Annotated in this window: 14 protein-coding genes; 6 read left to right on the top strand and 8 right to left on the bottom strand. The window is 33.5% G+C overall.

Features of this window, described 5'->3' with window-relative positions:
- Positions 1-43: 43 nt before the first annotated feature.
- The 3 genes from AC0OM3_RS09965 to cotF form a co-directional block, all read right to left on the bottom strand.
- Entirely contained in the window at positions 44-877 is an 834-nt protein-coding gene (locus AC0OM3_RS09965; protein ID WP_474211621.1) for a cytochrome c oxidase assembly protein, read from the bottom strand.
- The gene (locus AC0OM3_RS09960) at positions 867-1,373 is read right to left on the bottom strand and encodes a DUF2243 domain-containing protein (RefSeq protein WP_000494506.1); all 507 of its coding nucleotides are present in this window, start codon (positions 1,371-1,373) and stop codon (positions 867-869) included. The genes AC0OM3_RS09965 and AC0OM3_RS09960 overlap by 11 nt, the downstream gene beginning before the upstream one ends.
- Before the next feature lie 342 nt (positions 1,374-1,715).
- Positions 1,716-2,195 carry a spore coat protein CotF gene (gene cotF, locus AC0OM3_RS09955; RefSeq protein ID WP_000121386.1) on the bottom strand — a complete coding sequence of 160 codons (480 nt, stop codon included), beginning with the start codon at positions 2,193-2,195 and terminating at the stop codon, positions 1,716-1,718.
- A 517-nt stretch (positions 2,196-2,712) separates the two neighbouring features.
- Between cotF and AC0OM3_RS09950 the strand changes: the two genes are divergently transcribed.
- Both AC0OM3_RS09950 and AC0OM3_RS09945 read left to right on the top strand, forming a co-directional pair.
- Entirely contained in the window at positions 2,713-3,471 is a 759-nt protein-coding gene (locus AC0OM3_RS09950) for a YqcI/YcgG family protein (RefSeq protein ID WP_474211617.1), read from the top strand.
- A 91-nt stretch (positions 3,472-3,562) separates the two neighbouring features.
- On the top strand, positions 3,563-4,189 hold the full coding sequence (locus AC0OM3_RS09945; RefSeq protein ID WP_000510852.1) for a LysE family transporter: 627 nt from the start codon (positions 3,563-3,565) through the stop codon (positions 4,187-4,189).
- A gap of 52 nt (positions 4,190-4,241) precedes the next feature.
- Here the strand turns inward: AC0OM3_RS09945 and AC0OM3_RS09940 are convergent, their stop codons facing one another.
- From AC0OM3_RS09940 to AC0OM3_RS09930, 3 genes are all read right to left on the bottom strand, one after another.
- Positions 4,242-5,585 carry an amino acid permease gene (locus AC0OM3_RS09940; RefSeq protein WP_000128225.1) on the bottom strand — a complete coding sequence of 448 codons (1,344 nt, stop codon included), beginning with the start codon at positions 5,583-5,585 and terminating at the stop codon, positions 4,242-4,244.
- 14 nt (positions 5,586-5,599) lie between these two features.
- On the bottom strand, positions 5,600-5,752 hold the full coding sequence (locus tag AC0OM3_RS09935; RefSeq protein ID WP_000872954.1) for a hypothetical protein: 153 nt from the start codon (positions 5,750-5,752) through the stop codon (positions 5,600-5,602).
- Positions 5,753-5,921: 169 nt separating this feature from the next.
- On the bottom strand, positions 5,922-6,134 hold the full coding sequence (locus tag AC0OM3_RS09930) for an alpha/beta-type small acid-soluble spore protein (protein ID WP_000069660.1): 213 nt from the start codon (positions 6,132-6,134) through the stop codon (positions 5,922-5,924).
- Between the two features lie 274 nt (positions 6,135-6,408).
- Between AC0OM3_RS09930 and AC0OM3_RS09925 the strand changes: the two genes are divergently transcribed.
- A complete protein-coding gene (locus AC0OM3_RS09925) occupies positions 6,409-6,879 on the top strand; it encodes a YndM family protein (RefSeq protein ID WP_474211614.1) in 471 nt (156 codons plus the stop codon).
- Between the two features lie 35 nt (positions 6,880-6,914).
- Here AC0OM3_RS09925 and AC0OM3_RS09920 read toward each other — a convergent pair whose 3' ends face one another.
- Positions 6,915-7,430: a DUF3231 family protein gene (locus tag AC0OM3_RS09920; protein ID WP_000512139.1), complete on the bottom strand. Its 516-nt coding sequence runs from the start codon at positions 7,428-7,430 to the stop codon at positions 6,915-6,917.
- A gap of 294 nt (positions 7,431-7,724) precedes the next feature.
- Positions 7,725-7,937: a small acid-soluble spore protein, SasP family gene (sasP, locus tag AC0OM3_RS09915; RefSeq protein ID WP_000002833.1), complete on the bottom strand. Its 213-nt coding sequence runs from the start codon at positions 7,935-7,937 to the stop codon at positions 7,725-7,727.
- A 342-nt stretch (positions 7,938-8,279) separates the two neighbouring features.
- Here sasP and AC0OM3_RS09910 point away from each other — a divergent pair, with 342 nt between their 5' ends.
- The 3 genes from AC0OM3_RS09910 (at position 8,280) to AC0OM3_RS09900 (ending at position 12,263) form a co-directional block, all read left to right on the top strand.
- The gene (locus tag AC0OM3_RS09910) at positions 8,280-9,413 is read left to right on the top strand and encodes a zinc-dependent alcohol dehydrogenase (protein ID WP_000649073.1); all 1,134 of its coding nucleotides are present in this window, start codon (positions 8,280-8,282) and stop codon (positions 9,411-9,413) included.
- Between the two features lie 234 nt (positions 9,414-9,647).
- Positions 9,648-10,502: a manganese catalase family protein gene (locus AC0OM3_RS09905; RefSeq protein WP_000500355.1), complete on the top strand. Its 855-nt coding sequence runs from the start codon at positions 9,648-9,650 to the stop codon at positions 10,500-10,502.
- An 87-nt stretch (positions 10,503-10,589) separates the two neighbouring features.
- Positions 10,590-12,263, top strand: coding sequence for a ribonuclease J (locus tag AC0OM3_RS09900; protein ID WP_000022522.1), 1,674 nt, complete (start codon positions 10,590-10,592; stop codon positions 12,261-12,263).
- The last annotated feature ends 17 nt before the right edge of the window (positions 12,264-12,280 follow it).

The raw sequence follows: 12,280 nt of genomic DNA, 5'->3' as shown, positions 1-12,280 counted from the left end.
TTGTTCATACCATACTTAATCCATAATACAGTTTAACTACATTTCATTTCAAAGTTTTTAGTTTCAAAAAATCCGATACATCCCATGCCCTTACTACATTATTAACTTTTGTTCTCTTTCTGCTACCCCTAGACCATTGCAAACAAAGTATAAAAATAAGAACAATATCAACGAAATCTCCGCCATAATACATCAGCACGCCCCCAATTTCTGCTTGTTTAGTAACTACACAAGCAGGCGGATGAGCATATATGTATTTTGATAATATCCCATGACCAGCTGATGCAATTATTAAAATAATTGATCGGTACGTATAGCTATACCTATGGGATATTAAATCAACATAAATCATTGATGTGGTAAACAGATATCCTGCAATAAAAACGTGGAAATGTATGAACAAATGAAGAAGTATACTTTCGTGCATCATCGAGTATAAGCTAGTCGTATAGAGAATCCATAGTCCTCCTAAATTAAGTAAGGTTGCGATAATTGGATGAGTAAGAAGTTGTAGAGGCCTACTCTTTAGTATCCTTGAAAGACGTCGTGCTGCTTTCACATTGAGCGTTCGTAAAAAAAGAGTCATTGGAGCGGCTAATGCTATAAAAATTGGAGCAAGCATCCCAAGGAGTAAATGCACAAGCATATGCACTGTGAAATCATTATGAGCACGATGAGCTAAGGGCCCAACAACTGCTATTGCCACACAAATAAGTCCTAAAATCCAGAAGACACTTCGATATAACGGCCATCGTTTGTAATGGCTATTTGATAAAATCGTGGCTACTATATAAATTATTAACATAATTAAAATGAATACGAATAGTAAAATATCCAGTGCATTCCATATTTCATGATGAAGATGGTTATTGTTCATTTAAGCTTTTACCTCTCAATAATCTTTCATCAGTTCTTGTCTGAAAAACTAGCAGAATGCCAATTAAGAGCATTACAGTCGCAATTATATTCCATATTACGTCGTAGATAAGAACATTATCTACATATCGAATCTGATGTATTTTCATTAGTTTGTGTTGAATTATACCGTCATATAATTGAAATCCACCACTACCAAGCATTAATCCGCTCCACCATCTTTTCAACCAAAATGCATTTCTACGGCGGAGATCAGCAACCATAAACAAGGAACCAATCGTTGCAAACCAACTAAAAGCATGAAAAAGACCATCTGAAATGAGTCCAATATCTGTTGTAGATTTATCATAGAAATGGTGCCAATGTAGCAGTTGATGAAAAATAGTTTCATCTATAAAAGCTACTAACCCTAGCCCAAACAAGATACCTGACCATAGATTACGGGTCAAATAAACAGAAGAGGTTAAATAGCTTGTATTATCGGTTTTGGTAAACATTAAATCCTATCCTTTCCACTAATGTATATTCTTATTTTTCCCAAAAGAAAAACGTGCTAAACATACTTAGTGCCGAAGGAAAATAACATTCAATTAGATGTATCATATAAATACTTATTCTCAAGCGTATTTAATATTTTATTAAAACTCACTAAAAAAGCTTTAAGGAATTCACCATTCTAAAATAGCGCTAGTATAATTTCTTTAATATTTTAGAATGAATCTATATTTTTAGCATTTAATTAATTTATTAACAATGGAAATTATCATATAGTCTTAATTATTTGATCCTCTATAAATAAACTATAGTTTTTCTCTCATGATAATTTCCAAATCTTCATTTTAATATTGCATTTGTATTGCCTTTTGCACATTTTGAACATCATTTTTTAATAGTTGCTTTAAATCATAAGCTGGATAGTAACCACGCTCATACATAAAGTTAAAAACCTGTGCATGTAATTGTATAGCACCATTTATTTGACGGATTAAAACTTCTCTAAGACGAGGCGTTGCAGTTTCAGTAATCGCTATTGCATAATTTCGAACAGATGTCTTTGCTAACCCAAGCAAATCTCCAGCGTAAAATCCAGTGTCATCACGATGTTGCGATTGAAATCCAGGAGCATATGGATAAAACTGTACTAACTCTTGTAAATTGTTTTGGATGGCATTTATAGCTTTAATATATAACGATTGAAGTGCTTGATCAGGTACATTCCTAACTGATTTTTTTAATTTGATTAAACCGTTTGCTTGAAATGCTACTAATTCATGTAACTCCAATGTTTCATGCCAAGCTAGTTGATTAGGATAAGACATAGACGTTCCCCCTTAATATTCACTCATGCTACAATATGCAAAAAAATTCAAAAAGGGCCTATACTACTGAATTCATTTCAATCTAATTCATGGTTACTTTTCATCCTTCTATGTTAATCACAATAAAGTATCCTTAATTCCTCTTCCCTACTTTTTTATATCCTTAATTTTGATTTTCAAAATGACTTCCTCGCCTTTACAATCTATAAATTTAATTTTTTCTTCCTTAAAAATCCCCATCATAATACATCCCTTCTTGTTTCGTTATAAACCATATTAGTTAGAAAATATAAATGTGAACATTGTACCTACATATTCCTTATATATTTTTCAAATTTTATAGCTACTTAAATTTATACGTTATTAAAGATCAACTATTAAAGTAACTACATTGAAGGGGATTCTTCATTAAATCATTTTATTTTTATAGATTAAAAAATAATTATTCTAGCCGTGTTAGTCACCTATTTTTAAATAATTAATAGGTTATATATTATGACTTAGGAGGGATAAAAAGATGACTATGCTTTATGATAAAGACTCTTTACAAAAAAATATTACTAACCTTCCACATTGGCAACAAGAAGCTTTCCATTCTTTTAAATTAAAAATGACAGATAAAAATAAGCCGTTCCCTTGTATCCCAGCTCAACACGGCTTTACAGCCAATCACCTCCGGTACGGATTCATAGGTGATCCTAGAGATACGAATACTAGCGCTGATTTTGCCACATTACTTAAAGAATATACGGAATGTTCTAGAGACACAGGGCAATACGCTTCACTTATTGTTTTTATTCATACACCAATAGATTTACTGCGAGAAACTACAGTTGAAGATTTTGAACATATTTATTGGTCTCTACTTAATACAACTAGCCGTTTGGACGAAATGGAATGGCCTATGCACATTCCAAATGATCCTATGGAAAACACTTGGGAATTTTGCTTTCATAATGAATCATATTTTGTTTACTGCGCTACACCTGCCCATGTCAATAGACAAAGTAGACATTTTTCATGTATGATGCTTGCTTTAACTCCTAGGTGGGTTTTACAGGGAATTATGAATTCTGAGAAACGCAGTAGAAAACTAAAAAACTTAATACGTCAACGTCTAGCCGCTTATGACAAAGCTCCTATTCACCCTTCTCTTAAAGATTATGGTGAAAAAGATAATTATGAATGGCAACAATATTTTTTACGTGATGATGAAACAATTCCATCCAAGTGTCCCTTTTCTCGAATAATAAAATACTTGCATAAAAATAAGTAACCCACTCCACTTTTTATTATTTAGTTGTACAAACTTTAACCACTGAATAGATTTAATATAGATCAAATTTAGTGGGAGGAGCATATCATACGTGGGCATATTTTTAAGCTATGTTTTCTTAGGTTTATCATTATCTGCTCCAATGGGGCCTATTAATGCTGCACAGTTAGAAAAAGGTATTAGGAGTGGGTTTTTTCACGCTTGGATTCTTGGCATAGGAGCCTTACTTGCAGATGTCATCTACATGGCACTTATTTATTTAGGTGTCATTCATTTCCTCGAAAAAGATATTATAAAACTTTTCTTATGGTCTTTCGGCGCTTTTGTTTTAATCTATACAGGTATCGAAAGTTTAAAAAATGCAAATCAAATTAGCATTAGTAATACGAGAAATGATGATTCAGTTATTAAAAGCTTTTTTTCTGGTTTTTTTATGTCCTTATCTAATCCATTAACAATTCTATTTTGGCTTGGAATTTTCGGCTCTATATTAGCAAAAGCCGCTTCTTCCTATAATAAAGAGCAGCTTTTGTTATATAGTTTCGGGATTATTTTAGGCATTTTTATTTGGGATATTACGATGGCAAGTACATCTAGTATATTTCGTAAAATTTTGAATACACGTATATTGTCTCTTATAACAGTAGTATCTGGAATATCACTTATTATTTATGGATTATATTTTGGTTTTCAAACTTACCAAATCATTTTTCAATAACTTCTATTATTTAGTTCTGACATACTATTCATGGTGTGAAAAGAAAGATACTTCATATAGCTGGATTCCTTTTTCGTGAGACAAAATGAACAATTATAGTAACAATAATAACTATTCCTAAAAACAACAAGCTCACTAAGAAACCAAAACGCGTTGTTTTTTGTAATAGTGTTCCACTAACAGCTAGTGCAATCATAATAAGACCAATAATACTTTTTATCTGCATCCACCCTTTTGGATTCATTAGTCTCCAAAAGGAAAGAAGAATTAAACTCCATGTATACAACAACATTAATCCAGCTGCAGTTGTTACATATTCATATATATTTTTTGGTAGTAATAAAGCGCTAAGGATAGAAGCACCAAGCCCCATTATGATAAGAATTAAAGCTGGAAAAGAGATATTCTTCTTGTTTTTTTTCGCAAACATCGCAGGTGCATCACCCTCTTCAGCTAAGTTCATTAATACACTTGTCACTGCAAATAATGAACCAACTAACGTTGAAAAGCCCGCTAAAATTAATACTACATTTAAAATAAATGGCACATACGGTAAATTATAGTCTTGTAACGCTATTACAAAAGGACTTTCTTTCGTATTAAACTGATTTAACGGAACCATCATAATTGCCAACCCTAAAGAGACTACGTAAATAATCGTTAAAATCATTAACATTACTCTTCCTGACTTTTGTGCATCTTTAGGGTCTTTCAGTCTTATTGTCATTAACCCCATAATTTCGATTCCTCCAAATGCATAAAATGCATAAATTAGAGAGGACCAAGTGCCTTTTAATCCATTTGGGAACCAGTCTTTAAAATTACGCGGGATTTGTGCCTTATATAAACCACCCTTTATAAATCCTAAAATAACTAAAATGGCAATTACAATAAACCCCACAATAGCAACGATTTTTATAATAGCCATCCATTTTTCTAAACGTTCGAATATCTTTACCCCTATAAAAATAATTAATATAGCCGCTACTCCATATACAGCAGCAAATATCCATAGTGGTATTTTAGGGAACCAGTAACGTGAAAAGATTCCTAACGCACTTAACTGGCTGCCCATAATAAGCAACTCCGAACACCAATATGTCCATCCGTGACTAAAACCCGCCCAATTTCCAAAAGCTTTTCTTGAATAAATGCGAAACGATCCTTTTTGCGGATCTTCCACAGCCATTTTTGCCAATGCTTCAAATACAATATATGTAGTGAATCCAGTTAAAATCAAAATAAGAATAATTGAAGATCCACCTATTTTAATCCCTATACTGGATCCTAAAAAAAAGCCCGTTCCTATCGTACAACCAATTCCAATAAGTGAGAGTTGCCACCATTTTAAATCTTTTTTTTCTTTCGTTTTGTTCTTAACATCATGACAGGTCATATTACGATTCTCCTTTATTCATTTTGAGAATGTCCCTCATGATTACTTAAGTACTTTTCAGCAAGCTTTTCAACAACATCAACGACATCATGTGCCTTTATTTTATGGTTTGCTACTCTCTCACTTCCTACAGAAATCTCAACTGTAAATAACGCTTCATATTTCATTTTTTCTGCCCCTTTCGCATCAAATATAACCTCTTATCTTTTATCCTTTTATTTCACAAAAAATTCATTATGTATTTAAAACCTCGAGAGTCTAAAAGTTAAACAAATAAAAATGTATGAGAAAGGAGAGACGGCATGCCTCTCCTTTATATCCATTTCATATATAAAATTAACGAGTAACGCCACCACCAAGTTGTTGCTCAGCTAATGATACAAGACGTTTCGTAATTTCACCACCAACAGATCCGTTTGCACGAGCTGTTGCATCTGCACCAAGTTGTACGCCAAATTCTTGAGCAATTTCATATTTCATTTGATCAAGAGCTTGTTCAGCGCCACGTACTAATAATTGATTGCTGCTTCCACTGTTATTGTTTGACATGTTCATTCACCTCCTTCTTTCTTTAATATGTTAAATTACATGCTAAAATATATAGCTAATTAATTGGTAATTACGACCGTGAATTCAAAGGTATAATTGATGCCCTTTAAGCCCAACATAATAGTGTATAGGAGAACGAAATACAATATACGTGCCATGGGATATTATAAATAGGCCTCCATCAGAAAATGAAACGGGTTACGCTATATAAAAGCATAACCCGTTTCTAATGAAATATTTTATTCCATATACGTTTAAACAATGGAGGAAAATGATGAAACATATTGTTGCTTTATTAATTAAATACACAGCGATAACTGCAGTATTACTTATCGTACTCAGTATCTTTCAAGGCATTTCCATTCCTAGAGTATTACTCATTTCTCTTTTCTTAACAGGAGCTGCCTATTTAATCGGCGATCTCTTCATTTTACCTAAATACGGAAATACGATTGCTACAATGGCAGATTTCGGCTTAAGCTTCTTCGGAATTTGGCTTTTAACATACTTGTTTACTAATTTAGATGCTACTCGTAATATTGGACTTTCTTCATTCTTAGCCGCTTTAATTATTGGCGGAATAGAGGTTTTCTTCCACATTTATATGAAGAGGTTAGTACTGCGTAACGACGATGAATTAAGAAATCACAATCATCATGATAAATATGCTATGGAAATGTCAGATGAATATATGGATTCTTCTACAATAAATAAATCCAAAGTTGAGGATACATCTAAAAAATAAAAAAGTGGCCAATGCCACTTTTTTATTTTTGTTTATTAAGCTTGATCAGAGTTTTTCACATGTAATGGAGGTGGAACTACCCACCCTTTTTTCTTACTTAAACGTAGCAAAGTTACACCTGCTTGTGCTTTTTTCATATGAAATTGTCCGAATAGCATCCCTACATCTTCTCGAAGACATTTTCCCATCACTTGACTACATGTCACAAGTCCAGCTGCTAATCCTGTAGAAACCGCTGCTGCAATTTCTGCATCATTAATACGTGCTCCAGGAGGAATGTCTTCAATAGATGCAACTGGTCGTTCTGGCGGAGCTGGCGGTAAAGCTACGCCATTAACTTTTAAAAGAGTTTTTAACTCTTCTATTTCTGAATTCATATCATTTTCAATTAAGCTTTCTAAAAACTTCTTCAAATCTTCGTCACCTGTATGATTCATAAATACTTGATGGCTTGCGATTCCACCTTGTGCGGCTAGAAGATAACTCCAAATATCAAATACTTCTCCGTAATGTAACGGTTCATTTTGAGGGTTTCCACTTAAAATACCCATTTTTAAATTCCTCCCTTTCGAAAATATCATAATCAATATTGATTTCAATATTGAAATCAAATTTTTAAGTATGCTTTTTCCTGCAAAAGCTTTTCTACTATGCATGGAAAACACCTTTCCAACACTGCGTGTTTATTGTTTAGGAAAGTAGTTTACAAATTAAATACCCAAAGATTATGAAAGAAGATTATCAATAATCTTTGAGTGAGAATCCATTTACTATAAGGGTTTTTATTTTTATACATATACAAAAGAAATTGATTTACATATTCGCTATATTTTATACGAATTCTCTTAGCGGTTAGCTCTACCACCAAGTTGTTGTTCAGCCATTGCAACTAAACGTTTTGTAATTTCACCACCAACAGATCCGTTTGAACGAGCTGTTGTATCTGCACCAAGTTGTACACCAAACTCTTGTGCAATTTCATATTTCATTTGATCAAGAGCCTGTTCAGCGCCTCGAACTAATAATTCATTACGATTTCCACTATTATTGTTTGCCATATTATTTCACCTCCGATGTTTTTAATATGCGACAAATTATGAAATAATAATTATCCTTTTTATGGAAATTAGATTATGAATAATTATTGAGTTTCTTCTTAAAATAGGGCAAAAGATATAAGAAAGAAGAGTTGCTATAACATACTTTCATAACAACACTATGTACAGGTTTCTCTTTACTAAAAATTTATATTTTATCAGGAGATACATATAAAGTGAAATTTTAATCAGTGGGGTTTTGTTCATCCCCGGGTGATTATCAGCCCTCATCAATCGGGCTTTTACGGGCAGCCGGCAAATAGCGAGATAAATTATGAAAAATGATTCCTAAGGAGATATGAGATGAAAGCTGTAACCTATCAAGGACCAAACCAAGTACAAGTTAAACAGGTTGATGATGCAAAGTTAGAGAAAAAAGATGATATTATTGTAAAAATTACTTCAACTGCTATTTGCGGTTCTGATTTACATTTATATCAGGGCAACATGCCTTTACCTCCAGGTTACATTATTGGTCATGAGCCAATGGGCATTGTTGAAGAAGTTGGTCCAGATGTTACTAAAGTGAAAAAAGGAGATCGTGTTGTCATCCCCTTCAACGTTTCTTGTGGACATTGTTTTTATTGCCAACATGAAATGGAAAGCCAATGTGATAACTCCAATCCTCATTATGATTCTGGTGGATACTTTGGTTATACAGAGAAATTTGGTAACCATCCAGGTGGACAAGCAGAATATTTAAAAGTTCCTTTTGGAAATTTCACTCCATTTGTTATACCAGAATCATGCGAACTTGAAGATGAATCTTTACTGTTTTTATCCGATGTTTTGCCAACAGCCTATTGGAGTGTAATAAACGCTGGTGTTAAGCCAGGTGATACTGTTATCGTCCTTGGTTGCGGGCCTGTTGGATTAATGACACAAAAATTTGCTTGGATGCAAGGTGCTAAGCGTGTAATCGCAGTCGATTACTTAGATTATCGTATAAATTATGCAAAAAAGATTAACAATGTTGAGGTATTTGAGTTTACAAAATTCCCCGATATGGGAGAACATTTAAAGGAAATCACACATGGCGGTGCCGATGTAGTCATTGATTGCGTGGGCATGGATGGAAAAAAATCGCCACTAGAATTTCTAGAACAAAAATTAAAATTACAAGGCGGAACTCTCGGCCCTATTCAAATCGCTACGAAAGCCGTAAGAAAATATGGAACGGTTCAAATGACTGGCGTTTATGGTGGCAATTATAATGCATTTCCACTCGGAGCATTTTGGGTTAGAAATATTAACCTTAAAATGGGACAAGCACCTGTTATTCATTTTATGCCGGAACTATTTGAAAAAATAATAAACAAAGAATTCGATCCAAAAGAGATTATTACACACAAAATCCCCCTTGAAGAAGCGAGCTATGGTTATCAAATTTTTAATAATCGTGAAGATGATTGTATAAAAGTCATTTTAAAACCTTGAAGATACAATTTATTATTCTTAATAAAAAGATAAGATTACACTCCGTAATCTTATCTTTTTTATTAAATTGTAAGTAGCTATTCCCCCATTTTCATCTCATATCGAAAATAGTTATTTCCAAAAGAATTTGCATTTTGAGATCATGATTTATTGGTAAAAAAATGAATTTGAGTATTAAGTAACCAATTAGCGGACACGATAACAATGTTAACTAACTTAAAAGAGGTGTACTTCATGTTTTATTATAAAGAAGAACTGATTAATATTATCAAGCCGGACAAGCCAGATCCAGCTGCCGCAAAAGTTTTACAAGAAATATTAGGTGGGCATTATGGCGAAATGCGTACAATGATGCAATACTTCTTCCAAAGCTCAAATTTTAGAGGTAAAGAGAAGCAATATCGCGATTTACTTCGAGGTGTTTTTTTAGAGGAAATAAGCCATGTAGAACTTGTACAACATACAATTAATCAACTATTAACTGGATCTGGTGAACCTACGCCAGGAAATGCTGGTGTTGACAACGCACCACTTGATGAAGCGGTTAAACATGCAAATCCTCACCACTTTATTGTAGGTGCTCAAAGTTCATTGCCTGTTGATGCAGCTGGCAACCCATGGAATGGATCTTGGGTATATAGTCATGGGAATTTAATTAGCGATTTATTAGATAACGTAGTACTTGAATCTACAGGTGTACTTCAAAAAACTCGAATTTATGAAATGAGTTCCAATCAAACTTTTAGAGAAACACTTGCATTTTTAATTGTACGTGATAATGCTCATCAAAATGCTTTCGCAAAAGCTTTAGAGACATTGGGTGTTGAATGGGGGAAACTCTTCCCTGTGCCGAACTATGATATTAATAAATACCCAGAGTGCAGAAAGTATGTAGACATGGGATTCCATAACGCACAATTTAATTTTAGCTTAGATCCAACAAGAATAGGAGAAATATTCCAAGGTGAATCACCAAGTAGAAACAAAGGAACATTAGCAGTAACTGACCCGCCAAAAGGTTTTCCTGTACCAGAACTTCCTGAAATGCCAAATGAGCATAGTCCTGGATTAAAAGATATGGGTCTTTGAGATAACTGTAACCAACTATTAATGAATAGTTGGTTACAAACCTTTACATAGATTCAAGTAAATTTGTTTTAAGAGGAGGATATTCATTTGAGTATAATAAATGATAAACTATCTATTTTTGCTTTAGGTGGCGTTAATGAAATTGGTAAAAACATGTATGTCATACAATATTCAGATGACATTGTAATCATTGATTGTGGTTCTAAGTTTCCTGACGAGAGTTTATTAGGCATAGATTTAATAATACCTGATGTTACATATTTACAAGAAAATAAAGATAAAATTCGAGGTTTAATTGTTACACATGGACACGAAGATCACATTGGAGGTATTCCGTATTTTTTAAAACAATTGAATGTACCAATTTACGCAACAAAATTAACCTTAGGCTTAATCGGCATTAAATTAAAAGAACATAAACTTCAAGATTCGACACAGTTAATTGTTATTGACTCTGAGTCTTTAATTGAATTCGGACAGATAAACCTATCTTTTTTCAAAACAAATCATAGTATTCCCGATTGCCTCGGGATTGCTTTTCATACACCAGAAGGTACAGTAGTCCATACAGGTGATTTTAAATTTGATTTGACTCCCATAAACAATCAATATCCAGACATTCACAAAATGGCTAATATCGGAAGTAACGGAGTTTTAGCTCTCCTCTCAGAAAGTACGAATGCCGAACGTTCTGGATTTACTCCATCAGAACGATTAGTAGGCGAAAAAATTGAAGAAGCCTTTGTAAAGGCTCACAGCAAAGTTATTATATCTACCTTTGCTTCTAATGTGAATCGTGTACAGCAAATAGTAGATGCCGCTTTAAAAACAAATAGAAAGCTTGCCCTCCTCGGAAGAAGTATGGTGAACGTAGTTTCTGTCGCCTTAGAACAAGGCTATTTGAATATACCTGAAGGCATGTTAATCGAAGCAAATGAGATTAATCAAATGGAACCCGAAAAAGTCGCTATACTTTGCACTGGTAGTCAAGGTGAACCTATGGCTGCTCTGTCCCGATTATCTAGTGGCAACTATCGACAAGTTGATATTTTACCAGGTGACACAGTCATTTTGTCTGCATCCCCCATACCAGGAAATGAGCGTAATGTTTCACGTATTATAGATAACTTATATCTATTAGGAGCAAATGTTATTTATGGATCTGGAAGTTCAACAGGAATGCACGTTTCTGGACATGCATATCAAGAGGAATTAAAATTGATGCTTACTTTAATGAAACCTAAATATTTCATTCCCATACACGGTGAATTTAGAATGTTACATCATCACCGTCAATTGGCAGAATCTGTTGGTGTCAAGAAAGATAATATTTATGTTATCGGCAATGGAGATGTTGTTGATATTAAAAATCAAACTGCTATGCAAACAAGACGTATAACTGCGGGTAATATATATGTAGATGGCTTAGGTATTGGAGATGTTGGAAACGCCTTATTGCGCGATCGCAAACAACTTTCTGAAGATGGTATGCTTGTAATAGTTATAACCTTGAGTAAAACAGAAGAGAAAATAATTTCTGGCCCTGATACAATTTCTCGTGGGTTTGTATATGTTCGGGACTCAGAAGATTTCTTAAATAAAATTAATCAATTAGTTGTAGAAACTGTCAACAGATTACAAAAAGCACATATTAATCAATGGAATGTTCTAAAAAGAGAAATACGAGAATCACTTGGTCACTTTATATACTCACATACAAAAAGAAAACCAATGATCCTCCCTATTATAATTGAAGTGTAAAATGCTTATTTTCTTTA

Source organism: Bacillus sp. FAU20, assembly GCF_056033865.1.
This window is presented reverse-complemented; position numbering and strand designations above follow the sequence as displayed.